The sequence below is a fragment of the Sandaracinus amylolyticus genome, assembly GCF_021631985.1.
Classification (GTDB): domain Bacteria; phylum Myxococcota_A; class Polyangia; order Polyangiales; family Sandaracinaceae; genus Sandaracinus; species Sandaracinus amylolyticus_A.
Window position 1 is genome coordinate 10,233,419 of record NZ_CP070225.1, and the last position, 20,891, is coordinate 10,254,309.

General features: G+C 71.0%; 23 protein-coding genes. 12 read left to right on the forward strand and 11 right to left on the reverse strand.

The features are described from left to right. The first annotated feature begins 95 nt into the window (after positions 1-95). Genes I5071_RS43545 through I5071_RS43555 form a run of 3 tightly spaced genes read left to right on the forward strand, consistent with a single transcriptional unit; the run spans position 96 to position 2,640 of the window. Positions 96-1,235 carry a PepSY-associated TM helix domain-containing protein gene (locus I5071_RS43545; RefSeq protein WP_236519317.1) on the forward strand — a complete coding sequence of 380 codons (1,140 nt, stop codon included), beginning with the start codon at positions 96-98 and terminating at the stop codon, positions 1,233-1,235. Beyond that, entirely contained in the window at positions 1,232-1,396 is a 165-nt protein-coding gene (locus tag I5071_RS43550; RefSeq protein ID WP_236519318.1) for a hypothetical protein, read from the forward strand. The genes I5071_RS43545 and I5071_RS43550 overlap by 4 nt, the downstream gene beginning before the upstream one ends. Positions 1,397-1,413: 17 nt before the next feature. Continuing rightward, the gene (locus I5071_RS43555; protein ID WP_236519319.1) at positions 1,414-2,640 is read left to right on the forward strand and encodes an MxcI; all 1,227 of its coding nucleotides are present in this window, start codon (positions 1,414-1,416) and stop codon (positions 2,638-2,640) included. On the opposite strand, the gene I5071_RS43560 is transcribed toward I5071_RS43555, so the two are convergent. Further along, complete coding sequence (locus I5071_RS43560) at positions 2,641-3,729, reverse strand: hypothetical protein (protein WP_236519320.1); 1,089 nt, start codon at positions 3,727-3,729, stop codon at positions 2,641-2,643. A gap of 105 nt (positions 3,730-3,834) precedes the next feature. Between I5071_RS43560 and I5071_RS43565 the strand changes: the two genes are divergently transcribed. Further along, a complete protein-coding gene (locus I5071_RS43565; protein WP_236519321.1) occupies positions 3,835-4,581 on the forward strand; it encodes a DUF1517 domain-containing protein in 747 nt (248 codons plus the stop codon). Between the two features lie 48 nt (positions 4,582-4,629). Further along, positions 4,630-5,412, forward strand: coding sequence for a hypothetical protein (locus I5071_RS43570; RefSeq protein ID WP_236519322.1), 783 nt, complete (start codon positions 4,630-4,632; stop codon positions 5,410-5,412). A gap of 150 nt (positions 5,413-5,562) precedes the next feature. On the opposite strand, the gene I5071_RS43575 is transcribed toward I5071_RS43570, so the two are convergent. Then, complete coding sequence (locus tag I5071_RS43575; RefSeq protein ID WP_236519323.1) at positions 5,563-5,772, reverse strand: hypothetical protein; 210 nt, start codon at positions 5,770-5,772, stop codon at positions 5,563-5,565. 241 nt (positions 5,773-6,013) lie between these two features. On the opposite strand from I5071_RS43575, the gene I5071_RS43580 reads away from it, so the two are divergent. Both I5071_RS43580 and I5071_RS43585 read left to right on the forward strand, forming a co-directional pair. Next, a complete protein-coding gene (locus I5071_RS43580; RefSeq protein WP_236519324.1) occupies positions 6,014-6,208 on the forward strand; it encodes a hypothetical protein in 195 nt (64 codons plus the stop codon). A gap of 326 nt (positions 6,209-6,534) precedes the next feature. Continuing rightward, entirely contained in the window at positions 6,535-7,890 is a 1,356-nt protein-coding gene (locus I5071_RS43585; RefSeq protein WP_236519325.1) for a porin, read from the forward strand. Positions 7,891-8,126: 236 nt separating this feature from the next. Here the strand turns inward: I5071_RS43585 and I5071_RS43590 are convergent, their stop codons facing one another. Together I5071_RS43590 and I5071_RS43595 are read right to left on the reverse strand one after the other, a co-directional pair. Then, on the reverse strand, positions 8,127-8,690 hold the full coding sequence (locus tag I5071_RS43590) for a hypothetical protein (RefSeq protein ID WP_236519326.1): 564 nt from the start codon (positions 8,688-8,690) through the stop codon (positions 8,127-8,129). Positions 8,691-8,801: 111 nt separating this feature from the next. Then, positions 8,802-9,806, reverse strand: a complete 1,005-nt coding sequence (locus tag I5071_RS43595; RefSeq protein WP_236519327.1) for a hypothetical protein — start codon at positions 9,804-9,806, stop codon at positions 8,802-8,804. Here I5071_RS43595 and I5071_RS43600 point away from each other — a divergent pair. From I5071_RS43600 to I5071_RS43620, 5 genes are all read left to right on the forward strand, one after another. Next, the gene (locus I5071_RS43600) at positions 9,799-10,053 is read left to right on the forward strand and encodes a hypothetical protein (protein ID WP_236519328.1); all 255 of its coding nucleotides are present in this window, start codon (positions 9,799-9,801) and stop codon (positions 10,051-10,053) included. The genes I5071_RS43595 and I5071_RS43600 overlap by 8 nt on opposite strands. Before the next feature lie 70 nt (positions 10,054-10,123). After that, positions 10,124-11,767 (forward strand): alkaline phosphatase D family protein, encoded by a 1,644-nt coding sequence (locus I5071_RS43605; RefSeq protein WP_236519329.1) that lies wholly within the window; start codon positions 10,124-10,126, stop codon positions 11,765-11,767. A gap of 145 nt (positions 11,768-11,912) precedes the next feature. Further along, entirely contained in the window at positions 11,913-14,531 is a 2,619-nt protein-coding gene (locus I5071_RS43610) for a hypothetical protein (RefSeq protein WP_236519330.1), read from the forward strand. Positions 14,532-14,629: 98 nt separating this feature from the next. Continuing rightward, on the forward strand, positions 14,630-15,259 hold the full coding sequence (locus I5071_RS43615) for a hypothetical protein (protein ID WP_236519331.1): 630 nt from the start codon (positions 14,630-14,632) through the stop codon (positions 15,257-15,259). Then, complete coding sequence (locus I5071_RS43620; RefSeq protein ID WP_236519332.1) at positions 15,259-15,921, forward strand: hypothetical protein; 663 nt, start codon at positions 15,259-15,261, stop codon at positions 15,919-15,921. The genes I5071_RS43615 and I5071_RS43620 overlap by 1 nt, the downstream gene beginning before the upstream one ends. Positions 15,922-16,389: 468 nt before the next feature. Here I5071_RS43620 and I5071_RS43625 read toward each other — a convergent pair whose 3' ends face one another. From I5071_RS43625 to I5071_RS43650, 7 genes are all read right to left on the reverse strand, one after another. After that, positions 16,390-16,704, reverse strand: coding sequence for a hypothetical protein (locus I5071_RS43625; RefSeq protein ID WP_236519333.1), 315 nt, complete (start codon positions 16,702-16,704; stop codon positions 16,390-16,392). After that, positions 16,704-17,648, reverse strand: a complete 945-nt coding sequence (locus I5071_RS43630) for a hypothetical protein (protein ID WP_236519334.1) — start codon at positions 17,646-17,648, stop codon at positions 16,704-16,706. Before I5071_RS43630 ends, I5071_RS43625 begins: the two co-directional genes overlap by 1 nt. A gap of 10 nt (positions 17,649-17,658) precedes the next feature. After that, positions 17,659-18,804 carry an acyl-CoA dehydrogenase family protein gene (locus tag I5071_RS43635; protein ID WP_419249696.1) on the reverse strand — a complete coding sequence of 382 codons (1,146 nt, stop codon included), beginning with the start codon at positions 18,802-18,804 and terminating at the stop codon, positions 17,659-17,661. Between the two features lie 78 nt (positions 18,805-18,882). Then, positions 18,883-19,017 carry a hypothetical protein gene (locus I5071_RS46760; RefSeq protein WP_268921196.1) on the reverse strand — a complete coding sequence of 45 codons (135 nt, stop codon included), beginning with the start codon at positions 19,015-19,017 and terminating at the stop codon, positions 18,883-18,885. Between the two features lie 2 nt (positions 19,018-19,019). Then, the gene (locus I5071_RS43640; RefSeq protein ID WP_236519335.1) at positions 19,020-19,328 is read right to left on the reverse strand and encodes a hypothetical protein; all 309 of its coding nucleotides are present in this window, start codon (positions 19,326-19,328) and stop codon (positions 19,020-19,022) included. Further along, complete coding sequence (locus tag I5071_RS43645; protein ID WP_236519336.1) at positions 19,325-20,041, reverse strand: cytochrome c biogenesis protein; 717 nt, start codon at positions 20,039-20,041, stop codon at positions 19,325-19,327. Before I5071_RS43645 ends, I5071_RS43640 begins: the two co-directional genes overlap by 4 nt. 14 nt (positions 20,042-20,055) lie before the next feature. Continuing rightward, the gene (locus I5071_RS43650) at positions 20,056-20,820 is read right to left on the reverse strand and encodes an arginyltransferase (RefSeq protein ID WP_236519337.1); all 765 of its coding nucleotides are present in this window, start codon (positions 20,818-20,820) and stop codon (positions 20,056-20,058) included. Positions 20,821-20,891 lie beyond the last annotated feature (71 nt).

The window sequence follows — 20,891 nt, forward strand, 5'->3', positions numbered from 1 at the left end:
CCGCCCGCGCGGCGAGCGGTGTGTCTGAGAGATTGACAGTCATTCTCATCTAGACCAGGTTGCGTCCCTCGATGGGCCCCTCCTCGCGCTCGCGGATGGCGAACCGGCACGGCGTCGAGCGCCGGGCCCTGCCAGCGCGGGCGCGTCCGCGCGGCGCGGTGAAGCGCGCGTTCCGCGTGCACGGCGTGCTCGGGATGACGTTCGGAGCCGTGCTCTTCGTGATCTGCGCGTCGGGCGCGCTCGCCGCGGTGAGCAGCGACATCGACTGGCTGATCCATCCCGCGCTGCGCGCGCCCGCGCTGACCGACGACGCACCGCGAGCGAGTTGGGGCGCGCTCCACGCCAGCGCCCAGGCTCACGCGCCCGACGCGCAGGTCATCGCGCTCGCGGCGCCGCTCGGGCCCGGCTTCGCCGCCGAGGCGCTGGTGGTGCGGCCCGATCACACGCTCGTGCGCGTCTGGCTCGACCCCCGCGACGCGCGGGTTCGCGGCGAGGGGCCCTACCTCACGGTCCAGCGCTTCGCGCGCGACCTGCACCGCTCGCTCTTCCTCGGCGAGAACGTCGGCGTGTTCGTGGTCGCGCTCTTCGGCGTCGCGCTGCTCGGCTCGACCGCGAGCGGCGCGCTCGTCGTCTGGCGCAGTCGCTCGCAGCGGCTGCTGCGCGTGGCGAAGGAGCGCGCGTCGAAGGATCTGCATCGCGTCGGCGGTCTCGCGCTCGTCGCGTTCGCGCTGCTCGTCGGGCTCACCGGCACCTGGTACGGCGTCGAGCGCGTCCTCGACTGGGTCGATCTCGAGCTCACACCCCCGGTGCCGCGCATCGACGAGGCGCGTCGTGCGCGCGCGACGAGCGAGCCGATCGAGGACCTCGACGCGCTCGTCGCGCTCGGTCGCGCGGCCATGCCCGAGCTCGAGGTGCGCTCGATCGCGTTGCCCACCGAGCGACGCCCCGTGCTCTCGCTGCTCGGCGAGACCGACGCGCTGCTCGCGCGCGATCAGGCGAACCAGGTCTTCCTCGATCCCGTCGCGCGCGTCGTGCTCGACGTGTGGCGCGCCGACGCGATGACGCCGCTCGAGCGCTGGGTGCACACCGTCGACGAGCTCCACTTCGGCACGTTCGGCGGGCTGCCGACCCGGGCGCTCTGGAGCGCGATGGCGATCGGCCTGGCGCTGCTCGCGCTGAGCGGCGCGTTCATCCGCGCGCGACGAACGGTCGACAGGCAGCGAGGTGCAGCGTGAGCGCGAGAGCAGGGCTGGTGATGGCGGGGGTCGCGATCGGGCAGGCGGCGTTCGGAACGATCGACACGCTCCAGGACGACGGGACGTTCCCCGTGGCCGTGATCGCGCTGGCGCTCCTGGCGATCTCGATCGTCGCGCTCGCACCGTGGGCGCGCGCATGAGCGCTGTAGGAGACGGCATGACGATCCGGATCGTTCTCACCACGCTCGCGATGGCGAGCTTCACTGCGTGCGGCTCCGAGACACCGCGCGACGGCGCACCGGACGCGGGTGCTTCGCCCGACGGAGGCGGCACGACCGCGTCCTATGCGGTCACGACGACGGTGTTCGACGACACCACCGCCGCGACCTACGTCGCCGTGCTCGACTCGCTCGACGGCCGCGAGGTCGATCTCTCCGCGGCGCGCGAGTTCGCAGGTTGGTCGTCGGTCGCCGCGCACGACGAGGTGCTCTTCGTGGGCCACGGAGAGCGGCCCGAGGTCGAGCGCTACACGCTGACCGCGAACGGAACGCTCGGCGACGCGGAGCAGACCGTGAGCTTCGCGGCGCACGGCCTGAGCTCGGCGTCGCTCTCGTTCAACACGTTCGTCGACGCGACGATGGCGCACATGGGGCTCGAGCAGACGTCGAGGATCCTCTGGGATCCGACCGAGATGGCGATCGTCGGCTCGGTGGACACACCGCAGGTCGCGCCCGAGCGCGATGGGATGACGGTCACCGCGGCCAACTTCCAGGGACGCGTGGTCCGCGACGACGCCGTGTTCCAGCCGTACTTCTGGCACGACGCCGACTGGTACGCGTTCCATCAGGAGTCGCAGATCGCGATCTACGCGAGGGACGGATCGCTCGAGACGCTGCTCGACGTGCCCTGCCCCGCGCTCCAGATCGCCACGCAGGACGAGCAGGGCAACCTCTATTTCTCCGGGATGGTCGACACGATCGCGTACGACCTGGTGGAGGAGGCGAGCACGCTGGAGCGCTGTGTCGCGCGCATCGACGCGGGCGAGCGCACGATCGCCGAGGGCTGGCCGCGACGCTTCGAGGAGCTCACGGAAGGGCGACCGGCAGGCGTCTTCCACTACCTCGCGGACGGGATCGGGATCCTCACGGTCTATCACGTCGAGAACGCGGACCCGACCTCGCCGACGTTCCTCGACGACTGGTACGCCGCGAGCTGGGGGCTCTGGCTCGTGAATCTCGAGGACTGGCGAGCCGAGCCGATCGAGGAGTGGCCGCTCGGCTCCTCCAACATCTTCTTCTCGCGCCTCGACGGCCGACTCTTCGTCCACCGCGTCGAAGCCGACTTCTCGTCCACCACGATCTCCGAGATCGCGATCGACGGCAGCTTCGAGGAGCGGCTCACGGTGCGCGGCTACGCGGCGTATCCGCTGCTCCGGCTCCGCTGATCACTCGCACTCGTAGCGAATCGTCGACGTCGCGGGCGGCGCGAAGATCGTCGTCAGGCGCCCGTTCTCGTCGTAGCCGCGCGGCACGCTCGAGGTCGACGCGCCTTCGGTGATCACGTGATCGACGCGACGTCCTTGCGCGTCGTGCGTCCATCGGTGCTCGACCGTCCTCCGCCCATCGCCGTGCGGGACGATGCGCAGCGCGCCGACGCGACCCTCGGCATCCGTCGTGATCTCGTAGTCGCGCCACACGTCGAGCGATCCGTCGCCGGTCGTGTCGTAGCCGTCGCGCACCACACGCCCGGCGTCGTCGTACGTCCACTGCTGCTCGAGGGCGCGCGCGCCGAACGAGTCGTGTCGCTCGTACGCCATGCGCGACGGACCGCGCTCCGAGTACGTCGTGCGCTTCGACCAGCGCGGCTCGCTCGCGCCCTCGACGTCGCAGCGCTCCGCGATCACGCGGCCCCGCGCGTCGCGCTGCCACGTCCGGATCTCGCTCCCTCTGCGCGTCGGCCCCTCGCATCGCACCCGGGTCTCGCGCCGCGTCGCGCCCTGCGCGTCGAGGGTGCGCACGATCTCGCGATCGACCTCGCCGTCGCCGTCCTCGTCGATCGACTCGCGCAGCGTGTCGCCGTCGCGCTGCCACGTCGTGACGCGCTCGGGCCGTCCGTCGACGAACGTCGGGCCGCGATCGCCCGCGCCCTCGACGTACACCGGTCGATGCTCGCGCTCGACGATCTCGCGCACCAGCATGCCCGCGACGTCGTGCTCCCATCGCACGCGCAGCTGCACCTCGCCGCGCTCCGCGATCTCGTACGACTCCGGCAGGCCGCGCGCGTCGCGCGTCCATCGCATCGACTGCGTCGCGCTCTCGAGCGCGCACACCGGCAGTGGCGCCACCGGCGCGACGATCGACGCCGGCACGTCGCGCTCGTCGAACGGCGCCCAGCCGCGATATGCGTCGATCGCGGGCCACACGTCGTCTGCTTCGTCGCACCCGTCGGCCGGCGCGCATGCGAGCTCTCCCGTCTCGTGCGTCGGTGCGCTCGGTGCGCCTCCGCAGCCGGTCGCGAGGAGCGCGACGATCATCGTCGGAACGGTCCGGTTCTCGTGCACGCGGCCCTGCGACGATCGACCGCGCCCCACGATCTGTCCAGGGTCGCGAGGCGACCTCGCCGCGCTCATGTCTTCCTCGTGCGACGTGTCTTCGTCGGGATCGTCCTCTCGCTCCTGCTCTTCGCGAGCGCCCTCGCCGAGGCGCAGCGCACCGGTGGCAGCTTCGGCGGACGGCGCTGGGGCGGCGGTGGGCGTGGCAGCGCGCCGAGCTATGGCGGAACGCGCTACCGCGGTGGTGGCTACGGCGTCGGCCCCGGCCCCTTCGTGTTCTTCGTGCCCGGCGGGATCGGGATGGGCGGTCTGCTCACGTTGCTCGTGGTCGGCGGCGTCGTGCTGGTGCTCGCGCGTGGCGCACGCCGCGCGGCGCTCCACACGCCGGGCCCGCAGTCGCGCGCGTGGGACGAGGTCGATCTCGGCGTCGTGCAGATCGGGGTCGACCACGAGACGCGCCGTGCGATCGAAGAGACCCTCGCCACGCGCCGTGTCCCGCCCTTCGGCGCGGCGTGGCTGCGCGAGGTGGTGAACGAGCTGCGCGCGCGGCGTGACGCGTGGCGCGCGGTGCGTGTCGACGACTACCGGCCGATGTCGCCGCCGATGGCGGCGGGCTCGTTCCGGAGCGTCCAGGAGGGCGCTGCGCGGGGTGCACCGCTCGCGGAGCGCGAGCCCGAGCTCGACGTCGTCACCATCGCCGTCGCGTCGCATCGCGAGATCGTCGACGTGCAGCGCGACGACGCCGACGCGGCGGAGCACGTGATGCGCGCGCTGACCCGGCTCGCGCCCGAAGAGATCGTCGCGCTCGACATCCGCTGGGCCGCGCCCGCGTGATCTCGCGCGCGGAATCGCGCATGTCGTGCGAAGGTTCTCGCGCCCACGATGCGGGGGACCCTCTACGCGGCGATCGTGCTCGTCGCGATCACGCTCTCGTGCGCGATCGCCTCGGCCCAGCACACCGGCGGCAGCTTCGGCGGCGGGCACTTCGGTGGCGGCGGCCGCTCGAGCGGCGGCTATCACGGCGGCGGCTATCACGGCGGCGGACGCGTCGGCGGCCACTACGTCCCGGGCGGCTATCGCGGCGGGTACTACCACTCGTACTCGAACGGCGGCTCGGGCGTCGACGATGGCTCGGGCGCGCTCTGGCTCGTCCTCTTCGTGATGCTCGGCGCGTTGGTGGTCGGCGCGCGCCCGCGCACGATGCGCCCTCTCGCGGCCCCGAGCCCGCAGTCGCCCGAGTGGAAGAACGTCGATCTCGGCGTCGTCGAGATCACCGTCGATCGCGCCACGCGCATCGAGATCGAGCGCGCGATCGGGACGCGCAGGACCCACGCGCGCGCGCCTCGTCGCCTCCGCCGGCTGCGCGCGATGATCGAAGCGCTGCGCGCCCGTCGCTCGGACTGGCGCCTCGTGCGGGTCGAGGATCATCGCCCGATGTCGTCGCCGATCGCCGACGGAGTGTTCCGCCGTCTCGCCGACGAAGCGCAGCGCGGTGTCGTTCCCGACGATCGCGAGGTGCTGACGATCGTGGTCGCGTCGCGCCGCGAGATCGTCGACGTGCACCGCAGCGATGCGGAGGCCGCGGATCGTGTGCTCCGGGCGATGGCCCAGCTCGAGCTCCGCGACATCGTCGCGCTCGAGATCGCCTGGCGCGCAGGGCACTGAGCGAATATCGGCTCGCCGGCGTCGGGCCCCTCCCGTCCGCGTGCGCCGCACGCTCCCGTGCGGGCGCGCCGCCAGCGAGCATTCCCGGTGAGACGCGAGCGCGCGGGCCGCGCGCGGGGGGGATGCGCGCGCGGCCCGCGTGCTCCAGCGTCAGCTGAGCAGCGCGTCGCTCGGCGGTTCGACGCCGAGCGCCAGCTCCTCGCGGACGCGCGCGAGCGCGTCGTCGAGGCGCATCTTGGTCTCGTCGAGAGCCTCGAGCGCCGCGAGGCGCTCGTGCTGCGTGCTCGCGCCGTGGGCGCGACGGACCGCGGCCGCGAGGGCCGCCAACCAGATCGTTGCTTCGGTGGAGGGGTCGTCCATGGGCACGCTCATTCTCCGATCAAATCGGGTCTTGCGTGAGTCGCCAGACTGTCGTCTCCAGGTGCGTTCGAGGCTCGCGCCGCAGGTCCCACCACAGCGACCCACGTTCAGATCCGCCCCGGTTTTCGATGTTTCTCGCGCGGCGCTCCGCACTCGCGGAGGCCCGCCGGGAGGGCCCGGTTTGACCCATGCGGGACCGGAGAAGTAGGGTTCGCGCGTTCCAACCCAGGAGCTGGATCGGATGACGACTTCGAGAGGACGGATCGCGGCGGCCGCCGTGGCCTTGGTGATGGCGTGCACGGCGCTCGTCGGATGTGGTGGTCGGCAACAGCCGCCCACGACCGGGACCTGCCATCCGGGTCGCGAGTGGGTGCCGCCGGCGCAGGACGAGAACGGTCAGTGGCGCGACGGCTACTGCCGCAGCACGGGCGGGTGATCGGCGAGCCTGCGCGCGCGCGACACGCCGCGCGTGACGGCTTCTGACCGCTCGATTTCGAAGGACGCGGGCGCATGGGCGAGATGCCGATGCGCCCGCGATCGTTTTCCGTCCGCTCGCGCGCGACTCGCGCGCGCCACGTTCATTCCGCCCGAGAGACCGTCCGGTGACGCGTGGCGTCACTTCTTTCCAGCGCGAAAAGTCGTCGAAACAAGCGGCCGGTACATCCCGGAGCGTCGAGAACGGCGGGTTTCGCGCGGCGTCCCGGGGCGGGGCGAACGGCGAGGGAGACGTGTGTCCGTTCGACGGCAGTCGGGAGGATCCGGATGAACGAGCTCGTCTCGAGGACCAGCAAGCGAGCCGCGTGGGCGGCGCTGGCGATCCTGGTGTCGCTGACCCTCTTGCCGCGCGCGAGCGCGCAGGACACGGCCACGGCCGAGCCCGCCGCCGAACCGGCGCCGGGGGCGACCGAGGAGACGCCAACGACCACCGAGGCGCCCACCGAGACCGTCGCGCCCGCGGAAGAGCCCGCGGTCACGACGACCGAGACCGTGGCTGTCCCCGAAGCGAGCGAGGTCGCGGCCGAGGAAGCCGCGGCCGAGGAGCCCGAGGCCGAGGCCGAGTCGTGGACGGACAACCTCTCGTTCCGGGTGTTCGCCGACGCGTACGTCGCCGCGCACTGGACGCTGCCCAACGGCTTCGAGGGCAACCAGACGGCGATCATCGGGCACCGCGCGTACGACGTCTTCGGCGGTCCCTCGCTCGCGTTCGCCGGCCTCGATCTGCGCTACGCGCCCGACCCGCTCGGCGCGGCGATCGATCTGCGCTTCGGCACCGGCGTGCCGCGACTGCTCGGCGCGTTCAGCGGTCTGCCCGAGGGCCTGCAGTTCCTGAAGCAGGCGTACGTGTCGTGGCGCCCGTTCGAGAACTTCCAGATCGACTTCGGTCAGTTCGACACGATCTACGGCGCCGAGGTCTCGGAGAGCTGGCTCAACCCGAACTACTCGCGCGGCTCGCTCTACAACGTCGTGCAGCCCTTCTATCACATGGGCTTCCGCGCCTCGTACGCCGTGATCCCCGAGCTCACGCTCACCGCGATCGCGGTCAACGGCTGGAACAACGTCGCGGACAACAACGACGGCAAGAGCGTCGGTGTCCAGGCGGCGCTCACGCTCGGCGACTTCTCGGTCGCGCTCGGCTACCTCACCGGTCCCGAGCAGTCCGACTGCAACGCGGTCCCGCTCCCCGGCGAAGCGCCGATCGCGGGCTGCGTGACCGACGAGGACCTCGGCGATCACGACGGTCGCTTCCGCCACCTCGTCGACCTCATCCTGCGCTACAGCGTCGGCGACCTCGCGCTCGTCGCGAACGGCGACGTGACGGTCGAGGACTTCGGCGCCGCGGGCTACACGACGATCGCGGGCGGCATGATCGGCGCGCAGTACCGCTTCATCCCCGAGTTCGCCCTCGCGCTGCGCGGTGAGGTCCTCTACTTCGAGGACACCGACGAGTCGCTCACGACGGGCACGTTCACCATCGAGGTCGCGCCCGATCCGCACCTCGTGTTCCGCCTCGACAACCGCCTCGACGTCTCGAGCTACGACCAGTTCGTCGACAACAGCGGTCAGCCCACGGAGCTCGTGTTCTCGAGCATCCTCGGCGTCGTCGCGCACTCCGACTGACCCGTCCGCGCGCTTCGCGCGGGACCGGCGGGACGAGCACTCCCGCAGGGACTCGCGAAAAATCGGCTCGCCCGCCGTCCCTCCCGTCCGCGCGCTTCGCGCGCTCCCGTCCGGGACCGGCGGGACGAGCACTCCGGCAGGGACTCGCGAAAAATCGGCTCGCCCGCCGTCCCTCCCGTCCGCGCGCTTCGCGCGCTCCCGTCCGGGACCGGCGGGACGAGCACTCCCGCAGGGACTCACCGCTCGGCCATCAGCGCGCTCGCCCTCCGCACCGCCTCTTCGGCGTCGCGGGGGTCGCGAGCGCGCAGCACCAATTCGATCTTCTCGTCGACCTTCTCGATGCGGAGGACGAGCCCTCCGACGGCCAGCGGATCGCGCGCGCCGAGCGACTCACCGCTCGCGGCGTAGCGCGCGGACTGGCAGGAGAGCACGCGCTCGGCGAGGGCCGCGTCGAGGCCGAGATCGTTGTCGACGTGCATGCGCACGCCGAGCGTCTGCAGGCGACGTGGGTTTCCGCCGAACGCCGTGATCGCCTCCGCGTGCAGCAGGAGATGCGGCGCGTCCGCGAGCGTGCGGTCGACGAGCTCGGGCGCGAGGCCCCCGCACGCGAGCGCGGCACGTTGGCTCGCGCGCGCTCGTTGCCGTCCCGAATCGTCGATCGGGCTGTGTGTGAAGCATCCCGTCGAGCCCAGGACGAGGACTGCGACCAGGCCCGACACGAAACGTTTCGGAATAAGGCTGGACACGAGCCAGAAACATAGACCCCTCGCCCGTGGGAAACCAAGCACCACGTGGTGCATCGACACGCTCGCGCCGGAGAACAGGAGGGCCGTGTGCGCGATCGACGGAACGACGAACGCGCGCGACCCCGTCGGGATCGCGCGCGTCGTATCGCGAGGAGCGGCGCTGGCTCAGAAGGCGCGGACGTCGCGCCCCTTCGCGTGCGTCTCGTAGAGCGTGACGATCTCGTCGATCGTCGCGAGGTCCTGCGCGCCGAGCGTGCGGAAGAACGCGGCCGTGGCCGCGCACGCGGCGAGCGTGCGGTCCGACGCGTCGCGTGCGCCGGTCCACACCGACTCGTCCTGCGCGGCCGCGAGGATCTGCTCGGTGAGATCGGCCGGGGCCTCGATGCGCGCAGCCTCGAGCGCGTACTCGAGCGTCTGGTGCGCGAGCGCGAGCACGGCCATGCGCGGGTCGAGCGCCTCGACCGTCAGCCACTTGGGCTTGCTCGGGCTCATCTGGTTGAGCACCGCGAGGAACGCGTTCACCGCGTACACGACCGCGAGCTTGCGCTGCGCGGCGCGGAGGTCGGTGAGGATCGCGAAGGGATCGGCGCGACGCCCCTCGAGGTGCTTCGCGATCACCGCGTTCACCATCGCGACGTGCGACTCCGCGGCGTGCAGCTGGTCCCAAAGGAAAAGGCCGCGCAGATCGCGCGGCCTCTTCTGGAACTGCTCGTAGCTCTCGGCGAACTGCTGATCCGCCGCCATGCGCTCGGCGACGATCGCCGCCCACGCGGCGCACACGTCGTCGATCTCCTGCGCGCGCTGCTCGGCGAACTCGCGCTCCGAGCGGCTCGGTCGCGCCTTCACCGGCACGAGGCGCTCGCTGTCGCGCGTGCGCTCGACCGGTGCTGCGCTCGTGGCCGGCTCGACGTCGGCGTCACGCGCGTTGCGCTTCTGGCGCGCGCCGTTCGCCTTCGCGTCGCCGTTGGCGTGCACCGAGTGGCCGTTCGCGCTCTTCGCGGTGCTGCCACCGTTCGTCGCGCGGCGCTTGCCGGTGCTCTTCTGCGCCCGTCCCGTCGTCGTCCCGCTCCCCATGCGAACGCGAGGATGCCACGACTCGCCGACGAACGCTGCTAGGACTACGCGCACGGCGAGGGCGATGCGTGCGATAGGATGCGACACGATGCGCACGAAAGCGGGGCTCTCGATCGCACTCCTCGTCGCGCTGTTCGTCCTCGCCGACGTCGCGCGTGCGGACGCGGTGCCCGCGTGCGGTCCCTTCGAGCATCGTGAAGGTCGACCTCACGAGAGCGAGTGTCGCTTCGGTCCTGCGTGGCTCTGCAGCGCGTCCGCGTCCTCACGTGACGGTGCCAGCGCGATACCGCTGGTCGCGCTCGCGGGGATCGTGGTGATGGCGCGACGTCGCTCACGGCGCTGACGCCTGTCCGTCGCACGCTCGTCGCCGTCCTTCGTCTAGAGTGCGCGCCGCTTCGCGTGGAGGTGGTGCGATGAAGACCGGTTCGAAGGGGACGACGTTCTCGCGCCGCCGCGCGCTGAAGAGCGCGGGGGTGCTCGGCGCGGCGACGATGATCGGGTGCGAGCCGGGCGACGAGGCGCCGATCGACGCATCGACGCAGATGGGCAGCGACGCGAGCGCGCCCGATGCCGGCCCACGCGGACGTGACGCGGGACCCGCGCCGACCGGCGCGTTCCAGCACGGCGTCGCGAGCGGGGATCCGCTGGCCGATGCGGTGATCCTCTGGACGCGCGTGACCACCGACGGCACGTCGGCGATCGCGCTGACGTGGGAGGTCGCGCGCGATGCGTCGTTCGCGACGATCGATGCGAGCGGCGACGTCTCCGCCGATCCCGCGCGCGACTTCACGGCGAAGGTCGACGCGACCGGGCTGATGCCCGCGACGACCTACTTCTATCGGTTCCGCGTCGTCGACGGAGGCGAGACCTCGCCCGTCGGTCGCACCCGCACCGCGCCCGCGAGCGACGCCGAGATCGCGCGGCTGCGCTTCGCGGTGTGCTCGTGCTCGAACTACGCGTTCGGGTACTTCCACGCGTATCGCAACATCGCGCAGCGCGCCGATCTCGACGCGGTGCTGCACCTCGGCGACTACATCTACGAGTACGGCACCGGCGAGTACGGATCGTTCCGCGAGTGCGATCCGCCGCACGAGATCACGACGCTCGAGGACTACCGCCGTCGATATCGCCAGTACCGCAGCGACTCCGATCTGCAGGAGGCGCATCGACAGCACCCCTTCGTCAACGTGTGGGACGATCACGAGAGCGCCGACAACTCGTGGCGCGACGGCGCGAACAACCACGACGAGAGCGAGGGCGCGTGGGCCGCGCGCAAGGCCGCGGCGCAGCAGGCGTTCGACGAGTGGCTGCCGATCCGCACCGCGACCGAAGGGCCCTCGCGCATCTGGCGCGCGCTGCGTTACGGCGCGCTCGCCGAGCTCGTGATGCTCGACACGCGCATCGAGGGGCGCAGCGAGCAGGGCGTGGGCGAGGCCGACGCGCGCACGCTGATCTCGAACGAGCAGGAGGCGTTCTTGATCGAGCGCCTCACCACGACCGATGCGCAGTGGAAGGTGATCGGACAGCAGGTGATGTTCTCGCCGCTGCCGGTGCTCGCGAACACCGATCAGTGGGACGGCTATCCGGCGTCGCGCCGGCGCGTGCTCGACGCGATCCGTGGTGACGGAGAGCGCGATCCGGTGCGCGACGTGGTCGTGCTCACCGGCGACATCCACACCGCGTGGGCGTGCGAGGTGGTGGAAGATCCGAGCGCGTCGCCGCTGCCCCCGGCGGACGCGGTCGAGTTCGTCGCGGCGGGGATCAGCTCGCCGCCGATGAGCCCGCCCGGTGGTCCGCTCGAGCGCGGAATCCTGCGCACCATCGCGGAGCGCGCGCCGCACATCAAGTACGTCGATCTCTCGCACCGCGGGTACTTCGTGCTCGACCTCTCGCCGGCGCGCGCGCACGCGACGTACGTGCAGATCGTCGACGTGGAGGCGCCGTACGACATCAGCGAGGTGGAGATCACGGCGTGGGAGACCGCGACCGGGACCCACCGTCTCGTGGAGACCGAGCCGGCCTCGCCGCCCGACGGAGCCCCTCCGCTGGCGCCCTGACGCGGTGCGGCTCGAAACGTGACGCAGCGCGGCGTACAGCGCCGGAAACCAAGCGGAGACGCCCGAAGAAACTTCCGTTCGCGGTCTTGACGCACGCGCGTCATCGGTTGGACCCTGTTCAACAACGCCGATGCGTACGCGACGCTTGCTTCACGTTCTGCTCGCGCTCGTCGCGGGCTGTGGCCTGCCACTGGACACCGATCAACGGGTCCCCACCTTCCCGATCTTCGATCCGGGATCGGGGGAGATCCCGATGCCCAACGACGCGCTGCGCGACGACGAGGAGGGCCATCTCGATCTCCCGATCGACGACGACGACCCCGACCTCAGCGTCACGGAGCGCGCGTTCCGCAGCTGGATGAACACGCGCGACGGTTGGTCGACCACGATGGCCGCGACGGTGCGGTTCAGCGCGGTCGTCGACGATCGCTCGATCGATCCCGACACCGTGCAGGTGTGGGACTGGCTGCCCACGCCGCAGCGCGTGAACGACCTCGAGATGCGCCTCGAGGAAGGCGATCGTCGCCTCACGATCCTCGCGCCGCGCACCGGGTGGGAGCGCGGGCATCGCTACGTGATCGTGGTGCGCGGAGGCGAGCTCGGCGTGCGCGACACGCAGGGCTTCGGCGTCGAGCCCGACGCGATCTTCTACTTCCTGCGCCGCAACGAGGTGCTCAACACGATCGGGCACAACCGCGCGTTCCCCGGTCCGACGCGCGCCGAGCGGCTCGACGCGGGCACGCGCCTCGAGAACCTGCGGCTCGAGCTCGCGCCGTTCTTCCAGTTCTTCGAGGACCCGGCGCGGCCCACGCAGAGCGAGATCCCGCGCGACGAGGTCGCTGCGCTCTGGTCGTTCACGGTCACGCAGGATCCCGAGCTCGCGATGGATCGCGACTCGCAGCGCGTGCCGCTGCCCTTCGATCTGCTGATCGATCCCGACACCGGGCTCGTCTCGCTCGAAGAGGCGGAGTGGGACAGCGAGCTCGAGGCGAACGCGAAGCGCCAGGCGAACGAGCTCGACGGGTTCGGGGTCTCGCCGAACCTGCTCTTCGAGCTCACCGAGGCGGTCGATCCCGCGACGGTCGCGGGGAACGTGCACCTCTTCGAGCTCGACGACACGCCGCGCGAGCTGCCCGTGAGCGTGAAGGTGATGGGCGACGATGGCGAAGAGGCGTGCCGTCAGACGCCGACGCCCGCGGACTGCATCCACCTCGTCGTGGTGGTCGACGACTCGGCGCTGCCGCTGCAAGGCCACACGACGCACGCGGTGGTGGTCGACCGCGGCATCCGCAGCGCCGACGGCGAGGCGGTCGAGCCGATGCCGATCGGCTGGTTCATGCGGAGCGAGCACCCGATCGCGGTGCGTGGCGAGAGCCAGATCGGATCGCTCACCGACGCGCTCGCGAACCGCGTCGAGATCACGCGCGCGCGCATCGGTGAGTTCCTCGACGGATACGGGCGCGAGAACCTGATCACCGCGTGGCCGTTCACCACGATGGACGCGGTGCCGGGGATCCGCGAGGCCGCGCGCACGTCGATCGATCTCGAGCTCGACGTGGAGCCGACGGTGCGCGAGCGGCTGACGCCGGCGCAGGCGCTCGAGGCGCTCTCGCCGGGCGTCGAGGGCGCGGCGATCCGCGCGGTCTATCTCACGCGCAGCATCGGCGTGCGCGAGTACGTGGTGGGCACGATCCCCTCGCCGTACTTCCTCGATCCGATCTCGCGACGCTGGCGCGACGACGGGCAGCACCCGATGCAGCCGGTGCGCTTCTACATGGCGATCCCGAACGATCTGCCGGAGGACGAGCCCGCGCCGGTCGTGATCTTCGGGCACGCGATCGTGACCGACTCGCGCTTCCTGATGGGCATCGCGGGCGAGCTCGCGCAGCGCGGGTTCGTGGCGATCGCGATCGACTTCCCGTTCCACGGCGAGCGCATCGCGTGCATCGACGCGAGCCTGGTCGCGATCCCGAACTTCTTCCCCGAGGTGTTCCGGAACCTCACCGGGCTCGACGACGACATCCTGCGCTTCCCGCCCTGCGCGTCGGGGGGCGATGCGACGTGCAGCACCGACGGGCGTTGTCTGACCGCGAGCGGCGAGCCCGACGAGTTCAATCAGTTCCCGCTCGTCGCGGTGCAGATGGCGAGCGGCGCGGCGTTCCTCGACACCCACGATCTGCCGTACATCAACGATCACTTCCGGCAGGCGCTCATCGATCTCTCGTCGCTGCTGCGATCGATCCAGACGGCGGACTGGGAGGGCGCGACCGGGGTGCGGCTCGACCCCGAGCGCGTGCACTACGTCGGTCAGTCGCTCGGCGCGATCATCGGATCGGTGTGGGTCTCGGTGACGCCGGAGATCCAGCGCGCGGTGCTCAACGTGCCGGGCTCGGACATGGTCGATCTCTTCGTCGAGTCGACGTACTTCTCGCCGCAGATCGACGAGTACTTCACGACGATCGACGTGCCGCGGCCGAGCTTCGAGGAGGAGCGCCTGCTCGACGTCGCGCGCTGGCTGATCGACGGCGTCGATCCGCACAGCGTCGCGCACCTCTACGCGCAGGAGGATCGGCAGGTGCTGATCCAGATGTCGCGCGGCGACATCATCATCCCGAACCGCACGACCGAGGTCTTCCGCCGCGTGAGCGGTCGCCCGATGCGCACCTACGCGAGCCCGCTGCACGCCGACCTGATCATCCCCGCGCTCGGCGACGCGATGCTGCGCGATCTCGGGATGTTCATCTCGGGCGAGATCGAGGAGTAGTCGCGAGCGCTTCGGCTCACACCGGTGCGAGTCGCGGCTCACACCGGTGCGAGTCGGCGCGTCGATCGACCGCCGGATGAGGTGCTACACAGCGCGCGATGTCGGCGCTCTCGGGCTCTCTCAGCTACGCGCGGTTCTTCGCGCCTCGTTCGCTTCCGCGCGGGTTCCTCGACAAGTCGCACGAGAAGATCCTCCACCACGCGATGCGACCGCTGCGGCCCGAGGAGCCGGACGCCGAGCGCTCGGGGTGGTGCGTGATGGGCGATCCGCTCGACGTGGACCTGCCCAGTGGGCGCATCTATCTCGACGGCTTCCTGAACCTCGGGTTCCGCACCGATCGTTGGGCGATCCCCGGGCCGCTCCTGAAGACGCGGGTGCGCGAGGCGGAGACCAAGTACCGCGAGAAGAGCGGGCGCGAGAAGCTCTCGCGGCGCGAGCGCACGGAGATCAAGGAGGTCGTGACGCGCGAGCTGCGCAAGCGCCTCGTGCCCACGACGCGCGTGATCGATCTGACGTGGTCGCTCGAGGAAGGCGTCGTGCGCTTCTTCAGCCACACCGAGCGCAACGCGCTCGCGATGATCGAGCTCTTCCAGAAGACGTTCGCGATCGAGCTCGTCGCGGAGTCGCCGTACACGCTCGCGCAGCGCATCGAGCTCGGCGAGGACGAGACGCAGGCCTGGGCCGATCTCGAGATGACGGTGCTCGCGCCGCGGAAGGGAGCGCGCTGATGCAGCTCGCGGATCTGATCGAGAAGCGGCGCTTCGTGGGGCGCGAGCTGCTGCTCTGGTTGTGGATGGAGAGCGAGCTCTTCGAGGGCACGCTGAGCACGCGCGAGCACGGCTCGTTCGGGCTGTGGATCGAGAAGAAGCTCGTGCTCTCGGCCGACGCGGAGAGCACGCGCATCACCGCGGCGCTGCCCGGGCTCGGGCGCGAGGCGAAGGAAGCGCTGCTGCGTGGTCAGCTGCCCGAGAGCGCGGGAATCCGCATCTCGCGCGGGGACGACGACACGAGCCTGGTGCTCGCGGGCGAGAGCTTCGCGGTGCGCGGGCTGAAGCTGCAGACCGAGCTCGGGCCCGATGGAGACGCAGTCGCCGGCGATCTCGTCGACGAGATGGCGGGACGCACCCGCGGCAAGCCGAAGAAGAAGAAGGGCGCGGACGAGGACGAGCAGGACGACACGCCGTTCTACGAGCGCATGAAGATGACGCGCGAGATCGAGGACGTGCTCGCGGCGCTGTATCGCGAGTTCCTCGCGCTGCGTCTGAGCGCGCGCTGGACGAGCGTGGTCGTGCCGACGCTGCAGCGCTGGGCCGAGGGCGAGAAGGTGGACGCCGACGCGTATCGCGCGGCGCGGGATGGGAAGAGCGCGAAGAAGCGCGCGCGCGGCTGATCGGAGGAGCGGTCGCGGAGGCCGAAGGGCAACGTGGGACGCCGCGCGGGGCGGTTGGCGAGCCCGAAGGGCACGTCGGACGGCGCGCGGGGCGGTTGGCGAGCCCGAAGGGCAACGTGGAACGCCGGGCGGGGCGGTTGGCGTGCCCCGAGGGCAGCGAGGATCGCTGCGCGCGACGGTTGGCGAGCCCGAAGGGCAACGTGGAACGCCGGGCGGGGCGGTCGGCGTGCCCCGAGGGCAGCGAGGATCGCTGCGCGGGACGGTCGGCGTGCCCGAAGGGCAGCCGAGGACGCCGGGCGGGGCGATCGGCGTGCCCCGAGGGCAGCGTGGGTCGCAAGCGCGGGGCGGCTGGCGAGCCCGAGCCCCGTGAGGATCGCCTTCGAAGACGTGCACGTCGCCGTCGCCGTTCACGACCACGTCGACGACGCGCTGTGTGGAGGGCAGGCCGCTGGTGTCGAGCGACGTTCCCTAGCGCCGGTGCGGCGCGTCGGGGCCGACCTCGAGCGTGTCGGTGTACGGCAGATCCGCGCGCGCTTCGGTGGACTGGATCGATCGACCCAGCGCGATCGCGGCGACCAGCGGGTCGGGCTCGTCGTGCGCGCGCTCGGCGGGCGGAACGCTCGAGCCTGCGGCGCGGTGCTCGAGCAGCGGGAGCACGTGGCTGCGCAGCTCGGCCTTGCGCATCTCGAGCTCACGCCGAAACGCCGCCAGCCTTCGTGCGCCGATCGCGAGGCCCAGCGCGAGCCCGATCGCGAACGCGACGATCGCGAGCAGCGCGCCCATCACTCGAAGTAGAGCACGGCCTCCTCGCCGTGCGCCTCGATCAGCGCGCCGACGTAGGAGAGCAGCGTCTCGCGACGCTCGAGCACGCCCGCGATCTGGCGATCCTCGAGCACCATGCTCGGCTCATCCGCGGCGAGCGCGACGCGCAGCGCCTCTTCGTCGAGCGCGATCAGGTGATCGATCGTCGAGCGCGAGAAGCGCGTGGTGCGGCGCAGCGTCTCGAGCATGCGCGCCTGGACGCCCTCGCCGAGCGCGAACGGGAACGCGAGGTTGTGATCGCGGATCACCAGCCGTCCGTTGGGCAGCGGGCGCACGTTGCCGCCGCTCCAGCGGTCGCGGTTCGCGATGAGGTAGTCGAACACCAGCACGTTCGAGAGATCGCGCGCGAGCGCGAGATCGCTCTCCGGGATCGCACCGCCCTGCGCCAGCCATCCGCGCCATCGCGTGATGCCCTCGGGCGTGTCGAGGTCGCTGCGCAACATGCCGGGCACCCAGTACACGAACGCGCCGCGTGCGACGTTGCCGGTGAGCACGAGCTCGCTCGTGAGCTCGTCGAAGTCGACCTCGGGATCGAGCGCACGCCGCAGCGCCGCACGGTCGATGCTGCGCAGCACCGCGGGCGGCACGTCGTCGAGCCCGAGCTCGATCGCGACGCGATACGCCGCGACCTCGGCGAGCCATCCGCGCGGATGCGAGCGCGACTCGGGCCGGAACGCCGCGTCGATCGTGCCCGCGAGCTCCGCCTGGAACACCAGCGACGACGAGCCCACCGGACGGAACCGCTCGGGCGGCGCCGACGCGAGCGCGGCGACGAGCTGCGCCTCGCCGAGCTCGGTGCCCGCGAACGAGCGACGAGGGCCCTGGGCGCGAACGCCGAGGGCGGCGGTGACCAGGATCACCACCGCCCCCGAGACGATCGCGAACGCTCTGCGCGCGCCGATCACCAGACCTGGATCACTTGAACATCGCGAAGAGGTTCTTCGCGATGACCATGCGCTGCACCTGCGACGTGCCCTCGTAGATCTGCAGGACCTTCGCGTCGCGCATCAGCTTCTCGACCGGGTACTCCTTCATGAACCCGTTGCCGCCGAAGACCTGCACCGCGTCGGTCGCGACCTGCATCGCCGCATCGGCGCCGAACGCCTTCGAGTAGCTCGCGACGATCGAGTTGCGCGAGCCCTTGTCGATCATCCACGCGGCCTTGTGGACCATCAGGCGCGTCGCTTCGTACTTGATCGCCATCTCGGCGATCATGAACTGCACGGCCTGGTGGTTCGCGATCGCGGTGCCGAACGTCTTGCGCTCGAGCGCGTAGCGGATCGACTCCTCGAGCGCGCGGCGCATGATGCCGCAGGCGCCCGCGCCGATGTCGGGGCGCGTGCGATCGAAGGTCTGCATCGCGACCTTGAAGCCCTCGCCCTCGCCCGCGAGCACGTTCGCCGCCGGGACCTTCACGTCCTCGAGGATCACCGTCGCGGTGTCGCTCGCGCGCTGGCCCATCTTGTCTTCCTTCTTGCCGATCGAGAGGCCGGGGCTCTCGCGATCGACGATGAAGGCCATGATGTTCTTGTGACGGCCCTCGGGGTTCGTGGTCGCGAACACCACGTACCAGCTCGCGATCGAGGCGTTCGTGATGAAGCACTTCTGGCCGTTGAGGACCCAGTCGTCGCCGACCTTGCGCGCGCGGCACTGGATGCCCGCGGCGTCGCTGCCCGCGCCCGGCTCGGTGATCGCGTACGCGGCGAACACGGGCTCGCGCGCGAGCATGCCGAGGTACTTCTTCTTCTGGTCCTCGTTGCCCGCGATCATGATCGGCGTCGCGGCGAGGGTGTTCGCGGTGATCGAGGTCTGGATGCCGGTGCAGCCGTAGGCGAGCTCCTCGGTGATGAGGACGTTGTCGATCTCGCCCATCCCCGCGCCGCCGTACTTCTCCTCGATGCCCGGCGTCACGAGCCCGAGCTCCCACGCCTGCTTGAACACGTCGACGGGGAACTTCGAGTGCTGGTCGCACTCGGCCGCGATCGGGATGATGCGATCCTTCGTGAACTGGCGCGCGGTGGAGACCAGCGCCTGCTGTTCCTCGGTGAGCTCGAAATCCAGCATCTCGTCCTCGTGTCGTTACTACTGGAGGGCCCGTGCTCAGGCCCTCCTTCCCCGCCGAGCAGAACGCTCGCTCGACTACTTCCGGCGCGCTTGTTCGCGCCGCTTGAGCTCGGCGCGCGCGGAGCGCGCCCCGAGAACGAACCCGATCGCGATCCCCACGAGGAGCACGGCCGGAATGAAGAAGAAGTGATCGGCCGTCGGGAGCCCCACGCTCACTCCGCCTTGGCCGCGGGGGCGCGATCGAGCGCCTTCTGCAGTCGATCGAGATCGCGCGCGGTCGTGCTCTGCAGGCGACCCAGCCACGCGACGTAGGTCAGGACGAGCACCAGGATCGTGCCGTACGCGCCGACGAGCAGCGGACCGCCGGGCACGTCCTCGGTGCTCGGGCCTTCCACCGCCTGGAACGAGGTCGCGCGGCTCTCGGCGGCGGTCTCGCGGCGCGGCTCTTCCTGCGCGAACGCGGTCGCGAGGGGCGCGAGCACCATGAACGCAGCGAGCGCCAGCGCGTGGATCGTCTTCATGCTTCCTCCAGCAGACCCTGCGCGGCCGCTTCGGTCTCGATCTCGGCGATGCGCTGCCGCGCCCGCTCCGCCCGCGCGCGCGCCCACACCAGCAGCGCGACGAGCACCGTGAAGAGCACGAACGCGAGCCAGAGCGCGGGATACATGTCGGGATGGAGCCCGCCGCCGCGCGCCGTGATCACGGTCGGGTGCTGACCGCGCCAGCGCTGCACCGAGTAGTGGATCACCGGCAGCAGGAAGAAGCCGACGATCGAGAGGCCCGCCGCGAAGCGCTTCTCCGCTTCGCCCGCGCCGCCGAACGAGCGCAGCACCACGAACGCCGTGAAGATGAGCCCGGCGAGCAGCGTGGTGGTCAGGCGCGGATCCCACGTCCAGTAGACGCCCCACGCCTTGCGCGCCCAGAGCGGGCCCGTGATCAGCACGATCGCGGTGAAGAGCAGCCCGACCTCGGCGCCCGCGACGGCCAGCGCGTCCCACTTGTCGTGGCGGGTCCACAGGTACCCGATGCTGCCGATCATCGCGAGCGTGAACCCGACGTACATCGCGTACGCGCTGGGCACGTGGAAGTAGAAGATCTTCTGGACGATGCCCATCTGACGCTCGACGGGCGCGATCACGAAGATCGCGTAGAGCGACGCGACGAGCAGCACGATCGCGAGCGCGGCGAGCGCCCAGAACGCGACGGGCGCGCGGACCTTCTCTCGGGGGTCCATCGGGTCCGCGGAACCTATCGCAGCGCGGGGTTCCCGTCGAGCGCAGCGCCCCCGTCGAAGCGCGTCCAGACCCCGCCGATCCGTCGCTCGTGCGGGTACCACGCGAGCTTGTACCGCATGTGGGCGCTCTGCTCGATCGCCAGGCCCAGGTAGAGCCAGCGCAGGCTCATCTGCTGGCAGAGCCGCAGCTGGGTGAGGATCGAGTACACGCCGGGCGAGAGCCGCGCGAAGTCGGGGTCGTAGTACGTGTAGACCGCGGAGAGCGAGCGTGCGCCGCGGTCGGTGATCGCGATGCCGACGAGCTGCTTGGTCGACGCGAGGCGGTAGCGGATCTCGAACGCGGGCGCGCTGCTCTCGACGAGGAAACGCGCGTATTCCTGGGTGTCGAGGGCGCGCTCGCGCTGGCGCAGGCCGCGCAGCTCCTCGTGCTTGCCGAAGAGCGCGACGCGCTCCTCGTCGACCAGCGGCTCGCCGATCTCGACGATCAGCTCGCGATCGCCCTTGCGCCCGGCGCGCCGCTGCGAGCTGGTCGGCTCGAACCCCGCGACGTCGATGCGCAGCGGCTCGCACGCGCTGCACGAAGGACAGCGCTGGTTGTAGAGGAACGGGCCGCTGCGGCGATCACCGGCCTCGAGCCGCGCGTCGAGCTCCTCCGGGCTGAGCGGCCGGATCGGCACGCGCAGCGGGCGGCGCGCGGTGTGGCCTTCGAGGTACGGACAGGGTTCGTCCTCGTCTACGACCACGAGCTCCGGCGGGATCGTGGGCAGGACGCGCGTCACGGCAGAAGTGGAAGATAGCACCGGCCGAGCCAGCGCGGACGTGCCCGCGCGGGGAGCGTGCTCGGGCGCAT